Below are 15,380 nucleotides of genomic sequence, written 5' to 3' on the forward strand. Positions count from 1 at the left end.
AAAAGAAAAATTATTAATAATTAACATTACAATTATGAAAACGAATAAATTTTTAACATTAGCATTTAGTTTTATGGCTTTATTGGCTGTAACTTCTTGTGTAGAAAATGACGATTATTCAGTTCCAGAATCTCAAGGAAATGAAGAGAATGCTGCCTTAAATAAATTACTTTCTAAAATTGAATCAGGAGAAGTTGAGTTACAAACAATAACTCAAGTTAAATCTAACTTTGTACAATACGAAGCGACGCAATTTGTATCAGAAATAGCGGTTAAAGGTTATGTGTCTTCAAGTGACGAAACAGGAAACTTTTATAAAGAATTTTTTATCCAAGACAGTCCAACAGACCCAACACAAACTTTAAAGGTAGTGTTAAATCAAGCAGATACTTATAACCAATTTAATAAAGGTAGAGAGGTTTATATCTATCTTAAAGATTTATACATTGGTGAAACTAATACTGGTGATGATGTTGTAACTATTGGTGGTAAATTTGATACGTTTGATAACGATGTTTTAGAAATGACATCTAACCAAATACCTAACCACTTATTTAGATCAACAACTACAGAAACACTTATGCCTGTAGAATTAGAATTATCTGATGTAGGAGAAGAGCATATTGGTATGTTTGTAAAATTAGTTAACGTACAATTTCCTGCAGGTTTAGAAAACAAACCTTACGTAGATCCTACAGACGATTTTGATTCTCAAAGATCTATTGAAAGCTGTTCAGACGCTGGTTCTTTTACTTTAGAGTCTAGTACTTTTGCTGCTTTTAAAAATGAATTATTACCAACAGACGGAAAAGGATCTATCTCTGGGATAGTAAACAAAACTTATGATGGTTACGACTTAATTATCAACTTAAATACTACAGATGATGTAGTAATGGATAGTTTTAGATGTGATCCTTTATTTCAAGATTCATTCTCTGCTGCTAACTTAGATAAGTGGACAACGTTTAGCGTTACAGGAGCACAAGAGTGGTATTATAACAGCTTTGGTAATCCAAGTGATAGTGCAACTATGAATGGTTTTGCTAGTGGAGCACAAACAAACGAAGATTGGTTAATCTCATTACCAATTGATTTATCTTCGGTACCATCTGCATTTTTATCTTTCCAAACAGTAAAACGTTATGGTGGTAATAACTTAGAAGTATTTTATGCTACAGATTATACAGGAGGAAATCCTAATACAGACGGAACATGGGTTGCATTAGCACCAACGCTAGATACTAACGAAGGTAGCTGGTCATCTTGGACAGATTCTGGTAGCTTAGATTTATCTGCTGCTGCTGGTGGAAATGTATTTATTGCTTTTAAATATACTTCAACAAGTTCAGCTGCTTCAACATGGGAAGTAGATAACGTAAAAATTTCTGCAGAATAATTTTTGCAAAAACTAATATCTAAAAAAAACCTGCTACATTGTAGCAGGTTTTTTTATTCAATTTATGACAACATTCGATCAACTTTTTTTTACTGTTTTTACTGCGTTTAAAGCGCGTTTTAAACAAAAGGCTAATTCTATTGCTTTAGCTTATATCTCTTCGCTACAAATCGCTTTATTCTTTTTATTAGGTGTTTTCACCGCAACGTTTTTAACCAAAATGAATGCCTCTACTATTTCAAGTCAAAAAGCATGGACCTTATTTGTGCTTATTGCGATAGCAATACATATTAAAAACTGGTTAAAGTACAGTGGTAAATCTAGAAAGGTACTTAACGCTAAGTTTAACAGAAGTAAAGCAAGCAGTCACAATCTAACATTATTGTTAAGTTTGCCTTTAGTTAGTTTAATACTTGCAATAATTTTACTGCAAAGTATGTAATCCTACTTAACGTATTAAAAAAAAGCCTGCTATATAATAGCAGGCTTTTTTTATGTCTCATGATTTGATTATAACCAGTAATGGATTCAAAACGACCAATAGCCTATTTGGTCTTTGTTTACAGGGTCTAACTCTAGACATTTGTGCTATAGCGACAACTCCCAAAAAATTGATTAATGCAAATTTTAATAAAGAAGGGTAACAAAACTAAAGGCTTCTTTATATAAACGTGTATAACTAAAATTTAAAAATGTAAATCATGAAAACTCTATTAAAATTTTTATTAATCGTATTTGTATTTGCTTCGGCATTTACTACAAACGCACAACAGGATGACAATAACTATTTTCAATTGTCACCAAGAATTGGTTATGACTTTCCAAGTTATAACAATAACACACCTTTTATAGATTATAATGGTGGAATGGATTTGGGATTATCCTTAGATTATTACTGGAATTGGTTTGGTCTAGGGTTTGATTTTGATTACATCAAAAACCAACCAGAAAGCACCTATCCAACAGACAATCTTTTTTACGCAGGAGGAGGTCGAATTAATAATTTCATTTTGTCAGAAGATGATATTTCTAGAGTCTTCTTTGGTATAGGTCCAAATTTCCAATATCGTAGTCAGTCTAGACGTTTCTCTGCAGAGCTGAATACAAGAGTAGGTTTAGCGTCAATAAAAGGTGGAAGAACATTGTTAACAGACGATCCAGCGTCAACACTACTAAACTTTCATTCTGGTTACGACCTATCTAGTGTTTTTAGTCTTAAAGGACAATTGCGTTTTACGTATTACTTAAACGATAATTTTGGAATTAATGTTGGCGCTTATTATTTAAAACATTTTAGTGCTACAGAGCAATTGGATCCAACATTAAATATAGCTGCAGGATACCATCCTTTTAACACGGTTAACGATGTAGACGTAAATTTTAATAGCCTAGATCAAAGTGGTCCAGTGTTAAGAGAAGAACCTTGCGATTGTGATATATCTTCAGTAGGACTATTTGCAGGTGTAACTTTTAAATTTAATAAAAAAGAAAAAGAATCTGTTTGCGAAGTTTGTGGAGAAGACCATATGCCTAGATGTTGTGCAACTTGTGGTTGTGGTGTAACGGTTACTGCTAGAGATAAATATACTGACGAAACATTACCTTATACAGATGTTGTTTTAACGGATTTAAACGGAAATATTGTACAGTCTGGTATTACTAACGCATATGGTGTTGTGGTGTTTAATGATGTTGCCGAAGACAATTTAATTGTTAAAGGAAAATTATATGGTGTTAATTTGGAAGAAACAAGTATTACCAAGGAGGACTTTAAAGCGTGTAAGAAAGATGGTAATAGTATTCAAAAGGTTATTAGATATGGTGATTTAAACTTCATCTTAAAAGGAAACGTAGTAGAGTGTAATACAGACAAAGGTATTCAAGGGGTTGATATTCTTCTTAAAGATAAAGTTAAAGCTGGACAAAAAAATACGTTGTCTGACTTAGATGGAGCATTTATCTTTCACTTAAAACAAGCATCAACCTATGCTTTAAATGGTAATAAAGATGGCTATTTTTCTAATGAAGTAGAAGTGTCTACATCAGATGTTGATCGTAATAAATCACTGTTTATTGATTTCGAAATGTGTGTGAATCCTTGTGGTCAAGCCATTAAATTAGATAACATTATTTTTAATTTAGATAAATGGGATATTCTTCCTGCAGCAAGACCAGACTTAGATTATGTTGTAAAATTAATGCAAGATAATCCAACTATTAAAGTGGAAATGTCATCGCACACAGACTCTAGAGGTAGTAACCAATACAACCAAGAGTTATCTCAAAAAAGAGCACAATCTACAGTAGATTATTTAATGACTAAAGGTATTTCTAGAGACCGTTTAATTGCTCGTGGAGCAGGTGAATCAGAATTATTAAATCGTTGTGCAGATGGCGTGCAATGCTCGGAAAACGAACACACCATTAATCGTAGAACAGAATTTAAAGTTGTGTGTATCAATTAAATTAAAAGCTATAAATCAATGTCAAATTAAGGCAGTATATAAAACAAACAACTGCCTTAATTTATTAAAAATTATAATTATGAAAACAATATATAAAATGAAAAACAACGATTCAGAATCTAGATTTTTCACATCAATAAAATTAGTAGTAGTAACCGTTTTAGCTTTATTTGCTTCTGCATGTAGTGATGACGAGGCTTGCGATTATACCACACCAACAGATACCTTTCCATTTTCATGTGACTCTGGTATGGACGTAGCGTTTTTAATAGACTATACAGGTAGTATGGGTGAAGCTATTGAAGGTATTAAAAGTTCAATTTCATCAATAGCAACAAGTATTGTAACAGAGTCTGGTGGTGATTACCGATTGTCGTTATCAGTTTTTGACGAGGTTACTGCAGGTACTACTCCTAGTTACAATACTCAGGTTGGATATACTAATTTACCTGCTGCGCAAAAACAAGTTATTACTACAGGTACAACTACTGCGCAATACTTAACCATGATGGAGCCATTTGCTACTGCAAATCAAACAACTTTTAGCACGCAATTAGCTAATTTAAATAGTGCAAATATGTCATTGGGTTCTGGTAATGGTTTTGCAGAGCCAGGAGCATTATTATTAGATCAAATTTTAAATAATAATTTTTCGGGATCTTGGAGATCTGGTATAACTAAACTAGTATTTATAATTACAGATGCACCAGCAGGTGGAGATGATGATATTAATACTGCTATTGATGATACCTTTTTAAATGGATTGGCTACTCAAGCTAATTTGGATAACGTGCAATTAGTTTTAGTATCCACATTAGCATCGTCTAATTATGAACTAGAGCTTATTAATAATAATATTTTAGGAGATAAAATGATTGTCCCTAATTTTAATAATATAGCTGAAAATATTATCACACTAATCGAAAATATTTGCGACGGAAACGAAGAATAATCATTACATAATTTCAAAATTAGTCTAACAAACTCAAGACTGTTAATACAAATAGTCTTGAGTTTTATTAAATTTTAAACAATGAAAAAACTATTTACACTACTAATAATATCTCTTATTTTATCGTCATGTACGGATGCAAATAATGGTTTAACTAAAGCATTAGCTTTACAAAACATTAAAGCTTGCGATGCTGAAAATCCAGTGGAATTTATAAAAGGAATTTATGTTGGTAAAATGACCTATCAAAATGCAGGAACAAGTCTAGTAGAGTTAGGTTATATTAAAAAATTAGCAAAATCTGGGATTGTAGTCTTGGATTCATTATCCTCTAACAATCAACAAATGTCAGATCATATCAGGATAAATACCGTTTATAATGTTTCCATTAAACCAGAATATAAAAAGCATATTACCAAACAGAAGGACAATATTGCTTATGTTAGATTAGTCTCTAGAGAAGTACAAGAAGTAACATCTATTACATTAAAAAACGACGTTAGAGCAGATGTGATGGCAACTTTTAAAAAGATAAAAACACCATTTTATGACATTCAATTTGATCAATCAACCAGGTTAAAAACAAGACAAGATGTGTTTACAGAAGTCATTGGTTTTAATAAATCAAATAAAGACGGTTGGACAAGCTGCTTTTTAAAAGAAAACAAACAGTAATAAAATATATTAAAAAGTAAAATACTAACTTAGTAATCTAGCTATTAATTTAAACCACCAACCAATGAAAAATTTAACATCAAAGTCATTACTAATCATTTGTTTAGTACTAGGGTTTTTACTCTTTCAAGAGTGTCAAAAAAACAACGATTCTTACAAAGAACCAACAGGTTTAATCTCATTAAAAAAAGCAGAAATGTATGAGAAAAACTATCTTGAAAATCAGTATAAATTTATAAACGAAAAATTAAATCAGCCATTAGTGGATACCATAGAAGGTGTCGACATGCAGGACAATAAATATATTAAAGACTCTAGAGCTATTCGTTTTAGTCTTGAAGAATTAGAAAACTACATAAAATATGTCAAATCTTATACTGATAAAGAATATGCAAAAGACGAAATTAGTTTAAGAGCATATTTTGGAGCCAAAAATGTAAAATTTGAAAAAGACAAGGATAGCGTCATGCGCTCTACCTTATTTTTTATTCCAACGGTTAAAGAAGTTACTAGAAACACCGAAGCTCCACATCAAAACATTAACCAGTTAAACCCACTTAACTATGGTAGTGCAGGAGATCCTGATAGTATAGAATATAAAACCAAAGGATAATCTAAATTATGCTTAGCCAAGATATTATATTAAGATTAATAATGTGGTTACCACAAATTGCAGCTTTTGTATTAGCAATTGTAATGTGGCCAAATTATAAAAACACTACGCAACGTAATTTTAGATACTTCTTAGGTTTTGTGTTGGTTATTGAGTGTTTAGGCTATCTATTACCAATTATATGTGATATTAAAAGTGGCTATGTATATAATGTTTATACTATAATATCCGGATTGTTTTTACTTACTTGGTTTAAGTCCATATTGCAAACAAAAAGACTGGTCATCGTCTTTATTTCTGTCTTCATTGCATCAATTGGTTATTGTCTGTTTTTTCAAGCGTTTGGTGTATTATGGAAAATCCCCTTAGTCGTTTTAGCAATTGCAATACTAATTTGTAGCACAGTATTTTTTTCTGATTTATTAACCAAAAATGAAGTCGTCAATTTTAAAACCGATCAGAAATTTTGGATTGTTACAGGGTGTTTAGTGTTTTATATTGGCTATTTACCATTAGTATTGTTGCAAAAATATTTTGGGTTGTCAGGTATTTATTATCGTATTCCAATTACGATTAACATCATTTTAATGTTTGGATTTATAATAAAAAGCTTTTTATGTCTGAAAAAGAGTTAATTTTCATAGCATTATTTTCAGTTGCTTTATTAGTGGTTTTATCACTAATATTTCTGTTTATGACATTCAACAATCGTAAAAATAAACTTATCCAGGAGCAGTTAGAAATCAAACTAAACAATCAAAAACGTCAACACGAGTTAGAGTTAAACGCGCTTAGAGCACAAATGAATCCGCATTTTGTGCACAATTCGCTTAATGCTATTCAATATTATATTCAGTTAAACGAAGTCGAAAAAAGTGAAGATTACCTCTCTAAATTTTCAAAATTAATGCGACAATTTTTCGAGTATTCTCGTAAAGAACGTATTTCGGTTGAACACGAAATTTCGTTATTAAAAAATTATTTACAAATAGAAAAGCTTCGTTTTGAAGACGATTTTGACTTTCAATTAAATATAGATAAAGCATTGGATACACAAGATTTATTTTTGCCTCCAATGATTTTACAACCCATTGTAGAAAATGCTATTAATCACGGTATTTTTCATAAAAAAGGAAAGGGAAAAGTTAGTATTGACTTTGTAAGTATCAACGATTATAGCTTTAAAGTTGAAATTACAGATGACGGAATTGGTATTAATAAGTCTAAACTTATGAATGCTAAAAAGAAGCAAACGCATACAGAACATTCTAGTTTTGTTTTAGAAGAGCGTTTGACTTTACTTAAGGAAAGTAAACATTGGGATGTCGCGTTTACAATTCAGGATCGTGCAGATACATCTAATAAAACAGGAACAAAAGTTACCTTGATTTTTAAGGAAGGCTTAAATGAAATTGACTATGACCATTAAAACCATATTAATTGACGACGAGCGTAAAGCGCTGGCTATTCTAAAAAATAAGCTAGAACGTTTATGTCCAAATGTCCAAATAATTGCAGAAACGCAAAGTCCAAAAGAAGGGATTGCACTAATTAAAAGCCTAAAACCAGACTTGGTGTTTTTAGATATTGCAATGCCAGAATTAAGTGGGTTTGATGTGTTAAAACAGTTTGAAAATCCTGATTTCGAAATTATTTTTGCAACAGCTTTTGATAATTATGCTATTGAGGCTATAAAACATTGTGCAATTGGTTACTTAGTTAAACCTGTTGATAATAAAGATCTGGTAGAAGCTGTGGCTAATGCCGAAAAAAATATTGGTGATAAATCTGCGCTTCAAAAAAACAAGCAGTTAATTGAAAACTTAGGCGTACAAACGTTTCAAAAAAAGAAAATTATAATTCCGTCTGTGGAAGGCTTAGAGTTTATTAAAATTGAAAATATAGTGCATTGCGAAGGCGAAGCGGGTTATACCAAAATTCATTTAAAAGAAGGTAAGCCATTATTAAGCTCTAATAGTATTGGGCATTTTAATAAATTATTAGAGCATAACGACTTTTATTTAGTACATAAATCACATTTAATAAACTTAAGTTATATCCAAAAATATCTGAATGAGGGTTATGTGATTTTGTCTGGAAATGCAAAAATTCCTGTCTCGCGTAATCGCAGACAGGAATTTTTAGATCAACTTAAAAGCTGATATATTACTGTACAGTTAACGTGTACTGTGGTGTTTTATTTAATGGGCAAAAGTATGTGTATTCTCCTTTTGCTAATGTTGTTGCGCTAGACGTTTGTTTGTCACCATCCTTAACAACACTAGTTACATAAGCAGTTTTGATGTGGTTTTCTGGGTTAGAAGCATCAGCACCTTTTTTAATTAGTACAAATCCAACATCTGTTCCAACAGCGTTATTTGCTATTTCAAAAATATAAGTCCCTTCACTTATCGTTAATCCTTTTTGGGTAAACTCACCCGTAGTTTGCTCTAATGCTACTGTTTTTACAGCATCATGTTTCATCATTTTGTCTTGTGCATTAACAGATACTAAAAGGGTTAATGTTAATACTAAAGTTGCGATTAATTTTTTCATTGTTATTTATTTTTAAGATTATAATTAATTAAGATATTACTGCTTCTAATGGTTGTGCTACTGGAAAATCTACAGGGACTTGTGTTGTATTGTGGATGTAGTTAGAGATTGTTTTATCACCAACTAAAGCAATAACATCAATTAAATTTCCGTGGTTATAACCAGCTTCTAAAAAGTTGTTTAAGATAGTTGCGTTTGTTTTCCCTCTAGTTTCTGTAATGTTTTTAGCTAAGGCTGCTAATGCATTAAATTTAGTGTCAAAAGAGGCTTTTCCTGCTCTTAATTCTAAAATTTGGTCGTCTGTAAAGCCATTCATTTTACCAATTGCAGTGTGTGCAGATAAACAGTAAATACAGTTGTTTACTTCACTTACAGCAAGATTTACTACTTCTTTTTCTTTCGCTTTTAAAGATGTTTTTGCATTTGCAAAGTTTAAGTAATTCTCTAAAGCGGTTTCGCTATTTGCATAGGTTGCGTATAAATTTGGTACAAATCCAACCGCTTTTTCTAATTGGTCAAAAATAGCTTGATTAGTTGCGTTTACTTCGTCTCTTTTAAGTGCTTTAATAGGTGTCATAATTTTATGTTTTTAATGTTGTGTTTTTATATAATTGAATTGTCAATAATTCCTTTGTTGATTTCTGCATCACAATAGTAATCGTGTAATTGTTTATGCTCACAATGTTCTTGTGGGTTGATGGATTTGGTTAGCTTTCTTTTAGCTTTTGTAAAGATTTCAATTAGATTGAATATAGATATGGTCGTTTTCATAATGCTGTTGTTTTTATATTACAATGCAAAGATGCGAAGCGAAAGCGGGTTTTAAAACGACGATATTACCTTAGTAGTTGTCGATTTTTCCCAAATGGTATTTTTATGAAGAAATAATGGCTTTAAATAAAGCTTATAAACCTTTTTTAAAGTCAGAAAGGGTAATGCTAGTTTGTTTTTTAAACAATCTGCTTAAGTGTGAAGCATCTTCAAAACCAATATCGTAAGCAATTTGCTTAGCAGTTTTGTCAGTATACATTAATTGACGTTTGGTTTCTAATACTAAACGGTCATGAATAATCTTTAAAGGACTTTGTCCCAATTTAGCAAAGCTATTGGATAATGTTTTGGGCGACTTAAATAATTTTTCTGCGTAAAAATTAACTTGATGTGCTTCTTTAAAATGGGTTTCTACTAATAAGTTATACTGTCGTAAAGTTTCGTCTGTAGCTTTGGTAAGTATTGAAGTAGGTATTTCGTTTTTAAGTAAACGTGTGGTTTTAATTATAAATCGTGCTAATAACATTCTTAGCATTTCGGCCTGAATAGTATCTTCTGTTTCAATTTCATCTAAAAACATATCATGCAGCACATTAAATTTATGCTGCTCATTTTTATTTAAGGAAATCACCGGAATAGTATCATTCCCAAAAAACAAAACACCAGCACAACCCACCTCTTTATCATGGTCTTTTATGCAATAAAATTCGCGATTAAATTGATAGACAACACCATAATCACCTTCAATAAATTGAAAATATTGAATTGGAGTTAATGACAATATTTGGTGTGGTTTTAAAACAATAGGAACACCATCGACAAGCACAGTAATAGTGCTTTTACCAGAGATAATAAAAGTATACAAGCCAATTTGTTCTGAGCTAGTAAATGTTTGTAATAGGCTTTGGTCAGATATTTTTAATGTTCCGTTGGTGGATAACTCTGTAAATGTTTTTAGCATAACCATGTAGTCTTAAAAACCAGCATAAAATTACAAGTATTAAAAATAAATATCTTGTGCTAATCTAAACGTATTGGCATGCGCGTCTACTATTGTTTTTATGTCAGGACTATAACCTCCTCCCATACTGCACATAATTGGTAGGTTGTTAGTTTTGCAAGTTTCTAATACAAATTGATCACGAGTTTTGCAGCCTGTAACCGACAGTCCTAATTTCCCTAATTTATCTGTAGCAATTACGTCTACACCACATAAATAATAGACAAAATCGGGTTGAAAGTTTGTAATTAGTTTGGGTAATGTGTCCTTTAAAATTGAAAGATATTCCGTGTCTCCAACATTGTTTTCTAAAGCAATATCCAAATCGCTTTGTTCTTTTTTAAACGGATAATTATGTTTTCCGTGTATAGAAAACGTAAAAACAGAAGGGTCATCCTTAAATATCTCAGCTGTTCCGTTACCTTGATGCACGTCCAGATCTACGATTAAAATACGTTTTGCTAGTCCTTTTTTTTGAAGAAATCTAGCACCAATCGCTTGGTCATTTAACATGCAAAAGGCTTCGCCACGATTAGAATAGGCATGATGTGTTCCGCCAGCAATATTCATAGCAATGCCATATTTTATGGCATATTCACTTGCTTTTATGGTGCCATCTGCAATAACTATTTCACGTTCAATTAAAACCTCACTTAACGGAAAACCTATTTTACGTGCAGCTCGCGGATCCAATGTAATATTAAGTAAGTCGTAAAAATACTCAGGATCGTGTACTGCCAATATTGGCGCTTCGTTTAGCATTCTATTCGGTTCAAAAAAGTTAGCCTCAGTACAAGTGCCTTCATGGATTAATTGCTCAGGAAGCAACTCGTATTTTAACATCGGAAAACGATGTCCTTCAGGCAATGGATGACAGTAAATAGGATGATAAGCTATTTTAAGCATAGGTAGATTAACGGTTCAAGTTTTAAATTTAATACTAACTCTTTTCAAAAAAAAATTATCGAAGTTTTATAATTTAGCATCTTCTTAACAACTTATCGTATACCTTTGTACTTCAAATTAAAGTATAACATGGCAAGACTTAACTTTTTAGTTATTTCTCTTTTAATAGGGTTGTCTACCTTCTTCAGTTCTGAAGTTGAGGTAGCATCTGTCGTACAAAATACTTTTCCGCAACATACAGTACAGTCTAGTGCAGCCTTACACTCTCAAGGTATAATTGTAAATTCTCAAATTGATCTTACAGTTAACGTACAGCCAGAAGACAGTATTACTTTTTTTAAGCAGTTAGCTTTTATAAATGCAGTTAGTAAAGAGCAACAAGAAAATTTCTTGGTGTATCAAAAAACTAACAGGTCTATAGATGTTGGACTGTCTAAAACACAGATCATTTACCCTTTTCATTGGTTTACATAAGCGCAATACGTTTTTATTAACTATTGCAATACATGTCTTTTACTTAAAGACAATGTATTGATTTCTTATACATTAAATCAAAATATTAAAACAATGAAAATTTCATTCACACTACTAGCTATTCTAGTATCATTAAGCGTATTCGTGCCTTTTTTTATATTCATCTTTAAAGGTTTAAATAACACTACAAAAACAAAGCATAAAGCCGAAAATTTATTAAAATCCAACGGGTTTAAGTACAATTTAAAAGAGGTTTGGAACAATAAATTTATCGGTTTAACCGAAGATAAAAAAGTGCTATCCTATATTGCTTTTAAGGAAGATGAAAACCAAGTGTTTAATTTAGAATTGTCTGAAATCAAGTCATGTGAAGTACTTTCTGACTATAAAAAAGACATAGATAAAGTAACAAGATTAAAACATTTGGACTTAAAAATCTCTTTTTATACGCCAAATAAAGAAGCTGTCGTGATCAGTTTTTTTGACACAGATGAAGCTTTTACAGAAGATTATGAAGCACGAAGAATAGAAAACTGGAAAGACATTATTGACAATAACTTAAAGGTTACAGTCAAAGCTAAAATGGCATCTTAACGCTATTAAATTAGTTTTATTTAAAGCATCAATCTAACCTATAGATTGATGCTTTTTTTATTTGTGTAGTTTTAATTGGATGCGCTTTCGTGGCACATCAACTTCTAAAACTTTAACAATAACCTGTTGGTGTAAATGGACATGCTCATTAACATCTTTTACAAAACTATCCGATAAGTTAGAGACATGTATTAAACCACTTTCTTTAATTCCGATGTCCACAAAGCATCCAAAATTAGTGATGTTATTGACTATTCCTGGTAATAATTGACCAGCAACTAAATCGTTTATTGTTTTAATATTTTGATTAAAAGTAAATACTTTAGCTTCTTCTCTAATATCTAATCCTGGCTTTTCAAGTTCTTTAATAATATCTTCTAAGGTCAGTAAACCAACAGTATCAGTACAGTATTTTTTTAAATCTATGTTTTTTAGCAACTCTTGATTGCCAATCAAATCGTTTAAAGTAACCTTTAAATCTTTGGCCATTTTTTCGACTATATTATAACTTTCAGGATGTACTGCCGAGTCGTCTAACGGGTTTTTAGCCTCTCTAATTCTTAAAAAAGCAGCGCCTTGTTCAAACGCTTTTCCGCCTAAGCGTGGTACTTTTTTTATTGCATTTCTACTAGTAAAAACACCATTTTCGTTTCTGTAATTAAAAATGTTTTCGGCCAGTTTTGGACCAATTCCGGAGACATAACTAAGTAAAGAGGTACTTGCAGTATTAATGTTTACACCAACACTATTGACACAGTTTTCTACCACAATATCCAGTTCTTTCTGTAGTTTGCTTTGATCCACATCATGTTGGTATTGTCCAACACCAATAGATTTAGCATCAATTTTCACCAATTCTGCCAAAGGATCTTGTAGGCGTCGTCCAATAGAAACACTACCTCTAACGGTAACATCGTAATTAGGAAACTCGTCTCTTGCAATTTTTGAAGCCGAGTAAATACTTGCTCCAGCCTCGCTAACCACAAAGACTTGTATGTCGTTTTTAAATTGAATCTTTTTTACCAGCGCTTCCGTTTCTCTGGATGCTGTACCATTACCAATTGCAATTGCTTCTATTTTATATGCTTCCGTTAAGGTGGATAGTTTTTTTATAGCACCAATACTATCGCTTTTTGGAGGATGCGGATAGATGTTTTCGTTATGCAGTAAAACTCCTTGGGCATCTAGGCAAACCACTTTACAGCCTGATCTAAAACCAGGATCAATTGCAAGTACTCGTTTTTCGCCTAAAGGCGAACCTAATAATAGTTGTTTTAAGTTTTTTGCAAATACCGAAATAGCAGATGCATCAGCCTTCTCTTTTGCTTTTTGTAACGCTTCATTACTTAGAGATGGGAATAATAGTCGTTTGTACGCGTCGCTAATAGCTAGCTCAATCTGATCTGCGCAGGCGTTTTCGCTTTTAATAATACGTCTATCAATGTTTTCTAACGCCTTTATTTTATCTATTTCAATTTTAACACGAATATAACCTTCTTTTTCAGCTCTTAAAATGGCTAATAATCTATGAGACGGAATACGACTTAACGCTTCTTCCCATTCAAAGTAGTCTCTGAATTTTTGAGCATTTTCATCTTCTTTTTTTGATTTTACCACTTTCGTGGAAATCATAGCATGACGCTCCAATTGGTTACGTAAATTATTACGTATATCTGTACGCTCGTTAATCCACTCTGCAATAATATGTCTTGCACCTTCCAAAGCATCAACAACCGTTTTGACGTCGCCTTTTACATATTTAAATGCGATAGATTCCACATCATTTGCATTTTGAGACATGATGATTTTGGCTAAAGGTTCTAAGCCATTTTTTCTTGCAGTTTCTGCCTTAGTTTTTCTGCTTTTTTTATACGGTAAGTATAAATCCTCAAGCGTTGTTAAGTCAGTACAAGCTTCGACTTTGGCTTGCAAAGCATCAGTTAAAACATCTTGCTCTTCGAGTACTTTTAATATTGCTGTTTTTCGTTTTTCTAAAGTTTCAAATTCTTCTTTATATTTTACAATATCTCCAATTTGGACTTCATCTAAATTTCCAGTTGCTTCTTTTCTGTACCTTGAAATAAACGGAATAGTTGCGTCCTGATTTAATAGGTCAATCGTATTTTTTACTGATGTTTCAGGTAATTTTGTCTTAGAAATTATATAGTTTAAAAGCATAAAAAAAGACCTTATTTTTTTATAATAAATAAGGTCTTGTAATATATTTAACTCTGATTAATTTTCCGAGGAAAATCGGACAAAATTCTAGTTTTCTCCAGACTCCATTTTAGCGTCATTAATCATTTTTTCATTTGGTAAAATGGCTACGTTTACACGTCGGTTTTTTGCTCTACCTTCTGCAGTTGTATTATCATTAGTAGGTTGTGTTTCTCCAAACCAATTTGTTGTAAATCTACCGCTACTTAAACCTTGGTTTGTTAAGTAATTGGTAACAGCGTTAGCTCTGTTTTTAGATAATGTCATGTTGTTTTCTTCGCTACCAACACTGTCTGTATGTCCAACAACTAAAATATTAGTATCTGGATACTCTTTAAATACAGCTACAAGTTTGTTAAGTGTCTCTTGCGACGCACCATTTACGTTATATTTTGCTGTGTCAAAATACACACCACTATTTTCGTCAAAAGTTACCACAATACCTTCGTCAACACGCTCCACTGTAGCACCAGGAATTTCTTCCTCAATTTTTTGTGCTTGTTTATCCATTTTGTTTCCAATTAGGATTCCGGCTCCACCACCTACAACTCCACCAATAACAGCACCTAATTCTCCGTTACCACCTTTACCAACATTGTTACCAATTATGGCTCCTAAAATGGCTCCTCCAGTAGCACCAATGACACCACCTTTTTGTTTATTATTTGCATTTTTTACACTGCTACAATTAGTAAAGCTAAAAGCCATAGCGACTGTTAATGCACTTATTGATATTTTTTTTAATATAGATTTCATAGTTT

General features: G+C 31.9%; 18 protein-coding genes. 11 read left to right on the forward strand and 7 right to left on the reverse strand.

Going from position 1 to position 15,380, the window contains the following annotated elements:
• Window positions 1-34: 34 nt before the first annotated feature.
• The 9 genes from B2989_RS01845 (at window position 35) to B2989_RS01885 (ending at window position 8,263) form a co-directional block, all read left to right on the forward strand.
• On the forward strand, window positions 35-1,396 hold the full coding sequence (locus tag B2989_RS01845; protein WP_292943308.1) for a DUF5689 domain-containing protein: 1,362 nt from the start codon (window positions 35-37) through the stop codon (window positions 1,394-1,396).
• 64 nt (window positions 1,397-1,460) lie between these two features.
• Window positions 1,461-1,838: a hypothetical protein gene (locus tag B2989_RS01850; protein ID WP_292943311.1), complete on the forward strand. Its 378-nt coding sequence runs from the start codon at window positions 1,461-1,463 to the stop codon at window positions 1,836-1,838.
• 259 nt (window positions 1,839-2,097) lie between these two features.
• Window positions 2,098-3,861: an OmpA family protein gene (locus B2989_RS01855; RefSeq protein WP_292943314.1), complete on the forward strand. Its 1,764-nt coding sequence runs from the start codon at window positions 2,098-2,100 to the stop codon at window positions 3,859-3,861.
• A gap of 79 nt (window positions 3,862-3,940) precedes the next feature.
• The gene (locus tag B2989_RS01860; RefSeq protein WP_292943317.1) at window positions 3,941-4,813 is read left to right on the forward strand and encodes a hypothetical protein; all 873 of its coding nucleotides are present in this window, start codon (window positions 3,941-3,943) and stop codon (window positions 4,811-4,813) included.
• Window positions 4,814-4,894: 81 nt separating this feature from the next.
• Window positions 4,895-5,488 carry a hypothetical protein gene (locus B2989_RS01865; RefSeq protein ID WP_292943320.1) on the forward strand — a complete coding sequence of 198 codons (594 nt, stop codon included), beginning with the start codon at window positions 4,895-4,897 and terminating at the stop codon, window positions 5,486-5,488.
• A 64-nt stretch (window positions 5,489-5,552) separates the two neighbouring features.
• Window positions 5,553-6,101, forward strand: coding sequence for a hypothetical protein (locus B2989_RS01870; protein WP_292943323.1), 549 nt, complete (start codon window positions 5,553-5,555; stop codon window positions 6,099-6,101).
• Window positions 6,102-6,109: 8 nt separating this feature from the next.
• Entirely contained in the window at window positions 6,110-6,736 is a 627-nt protein-coding gene (locus B2989_RS01875; RefSeq protein WP_292943326.1) for a hypothetical protein, read from the forward strand.
• On the forward strand, window positions 6,718-7,530 hold the full coding sequence (locus tag B2989_RS01880; RefSeq protein WP_292943329.1) for a sensor histidine kinase: 813 nt from the start codon (window positions 6,718-6,720) through the stop codon (window positions 7,528-7,530). Before B2989_RS01875 ends, B2989_RS01880 begins: the two co-directional genes overlap by 19 nt.
• Window positions 7,508-8,263: a LytR/AlgR family response regulator transcription factor gene (locus tag B2989_RS01885; RefSeq protein ID WP_292943332.1), complete on the forward strand. Its 756-nt coding sequence runs from the start codon at window positions 7,508-7,510 to the stop codon at window positions 8,261-8,263. The genes B2989_RS01880 and B2989_RS01885 overlap by 23 nt, the downstream gene beginning before the upstream one ends.
• Window positions 8,264-8,267: 4 nt before the next feature.
• Here the strand turns inward: B2989_RS01885 and B2989_RS01890 are convergent, their stop codons facing one another.
• The 5 genes from B2989_RS01890 to B2989_RS01910 all read right to left on the reverse strand — a co-directional run bounded on the left by B2989_RS01890 (window position 8,268) and on the right by B2989_RS01910 (window position 11,334).
• Complete coding sequence (locus B2989_RS01890) at window positions 8,268-8,657, reverse strand: hypothetical protein (RefSeq protein WP_292943335.1); 390 nt, start codon at window positions 8,655-8,657, stop codon at window positions 8,268-8,270.
• A gap of 28 nt (window positions 8,658-8,685) precedes the next feature.
• Window positions 8,686-9,234, reverse strand: a complete 549-nt coding sequence (locus B2989_RS01895; RefSeq protein ID WP_292943338.1) for a carboxymuconolactone decarboxylase family protein — start codon at window positions 9,232-9,234, stop codon at window positions 8,686-8,688.
• 26 nt (window positions 9,235-9,260) lie between these two features.
• Window positions 9,261-9,428 carry a hypothetical protein gene (locus B2989_RS01900; RefSeq protein WP_157814064.1) on the reverse strand — a complete coding sequence of 56 codons (168 nt, stop codon included), beginning with the start codon at window positions 9,426-9,428 and terminating at the stop codon, window positions 9,261-9,263.
• A gap of 133 nt (window positions 9,429-9,561) precedes the next feature.
• The gene (locus B2989_RS01905; RefSeq protein ID WP_292943348.1) at window positions 9,562-10,389 is read right to left on the reverse strand and encodes a helix-turn-helix domain-containing protein; all 828 of its coding nucleotides are present in this window, start codon (window positions 10,387-10,389) and stop codon (window positions 9,562-9,564) included.
• Between the two features lie 39 nt (window positions 10,390-10,428).
• Window positions 10,429-11,334: a histone deacetylase family protein gene (locus tag B2989_RS01910; RefSeq protein WP_292943351.1), complete on the reverse strand. Its 906-nt coding sequence runs from the start codon at window positions 11,332-11,334 to the stop codon at window positions 10,429-10,431.
• A 129-nt stretch (window positions 11,335-11,463) separates the two neighbouring features.
• Between B2989_RS01910 and B2989_RS01915 the strand changes: the two genes are divergently transcribed.
• Together B2989_RS01915 and B2989_RS01920 are read left to right on the forward strand one after the other, a co-directional pair.
• A complete protein-coding gene (locus B2989_RS01915; protein ID WP_292943354.1) occupies window positions 11,464-11,808 on the forward strand; it encodes a hypothetical protein in 345 nt (114 codons plus the stop codon).
• Between the two features lie 93 nt (window positions 11,809-11,901).
• Window positions 11,902-12,402, forward strand: coding sequence for a hypothetical protein (locus B2989_RS01920; RefSeq protein WP_292943357.1), 501 nt, complete (start codon window positions 11,902-11,904; stop codon window positions 12,400-12,402).
• 57 nt (window positions 12,403-12,459) lie between these two features.
• On the opposite strand, the gene B2989_RS01925 is transcribed toward B2989_RS01920, so the two are convergent.
• A complete protein-coding gene (locus B2989_RS01925) occupies window positions 12,460-14,580 on the reverse strand; it encodes a Tex family protein (protein WP_292943360.1) in 2,121 nt (706 codons plus the stop codon).
• 87 nt (window positions 14,581-14,667) lie between these two features.
• Window positions 14,668-15,375 carry an OmpA family protein gene (locus B2989_RS01930; RefSeq protein WP_145005732.1) on the reverse strand — a complete coding sequence of 236 codons (708 nt, stop codon included), beginning with the start codon at window positions 15,373-15,375 and terminating at the stop codon, window positions 14,668-14,670.
• Window positions 15,376-15,380: the final 5 nt, after the last annotated feature.

Origin of the sequence: Olleya sp. UBA1516, from assembly GCF_002323495.1 — a bacterium.
Classification (GTDB): Bacteria; Bacteroidota; Bacteroidia; order Flavobacteriales; family Flavobacteriaceae; genus Olleya.

Bases quoted from the DNA above. Each gene is read 5' to 3' on its own strand.
- B2989_RS01845 (WP_292943308.1), top strand. From the start codon at position 35: ATGAAAACGAATAAATTTTTAACATTAGCATTTAGTTTTATGGCTTTA.
- B2989_RS01850 (WP_292943311.1), top strand. From the start codon at position 1,461: ATGACAACATTCGATCAACTTTTTTTTACTGTTTTTACTGCGTTTAAA.
- B2989_RS01855 (WP_292943314.1), top strand. From the start codon at position 2,098: ATGAAAACTCTATTAAAATTTTTATTAATCGTATTTGTATTTGCTTCG.
- B2989_RS01860 (WP_292943317.1), top strand. From the start codon at position 3,941: ATGAAAACAATATATAAAATGAAAAACAACGATTCAGAATCTAGATTT.
- B2989_RS01865 (WP_292943320.1), top strand. From the start codon at position 4,895: ATGAAAAAACTATTTACACTACTAATAATATCTCTTATTTTATCGTCA.
- B2989_RS01870 (WP_292943323.1), top strand. From the start codon at position 5,553: ATGAAAAATTTAACATCAAAGTCATTACTAATCATTTGTTTAGTACTA.
- B2989_RS01875 (WP_292943326.1), top strand. From the start codon at position 6,110: ATGCTTAGCCAAGATATTATATTAAGATTAATAATGTGGTTACCACAA.
- B2989_RS01880 (WP_292943329.1), top strand. From the start codon at position 6,718: ATGTCTGAAAAAGAGTTAATTTTCATAGCATTATTTTCAGTTGCTTTA.
- B2989_RS01885 (WP_292943332.1), top strand. From the start codon at position 7,508: ATGAAATTGACTATGACCATTAAAACCATATTAATTGACGACGAGCGT.
- B2989_RS01890 (WP_292943335.1), bottom strand. From the start codon at position 8,657: ATGAAAAAATTAATCGCAACTTTAGTATTAACATTAACCCTTTTAGTA.
- B2989_RS01895 (WP_292943338.1), bottom strand. From the start codon at position 9,234: ATGACACCTATTAAAGCACTTAAAAGAGACGAAGTAAACGCAACTAAT.
- B2989_RS01900 (WP_157814064.1), bottom strand. From the start codon at position 9,428: ATGAAAACGACCATATCTATATTCAATCTAATTGAAATCTTTACAAAA.
- B2989_RS01905 (WP_292943348.1), bottom strand. From the start codon at position 10,389: ATGCTAAAAACATTTACAGAGTTATCCACCAACGGAACATTAAAAATA.
- B2989_RS01910 (WP_292943351.1), bottom strand. From the start codon at position 11,334: ATGCTTAAAATAGCTTATCATCCTATTTACTGTCATCCATTGCCTGAA.
- B2989_RS01915 (WP_292943354.1), top strand. From the start codon at position 11,464: ATGGCAAGACTTAACTTTTTAGTTATTTCTCTTTTAATAGGGTTGTCT.
- B2989_RS01920 (WP_292943357.1), top strand. From the start codon at position 11,902: ATGAAAATTTCATTCACACTACTAGCTATTCTAGTATCATTAAGCGTA.
- B2989_RS01925 (WP_292943360.1), bottom strand. From the start codon at position 14,580: ATGCTTTTAAACTATATAATTTCTAAGACAAAATTACCTGAAACATCA.
- B2989_RS01930 (WP_145005732.1), bottom strand. From the start codon at position 15,375: ATGAAATCTATATTAAAAAAAATATCAATAAGTGCATTAACAGTCGCT.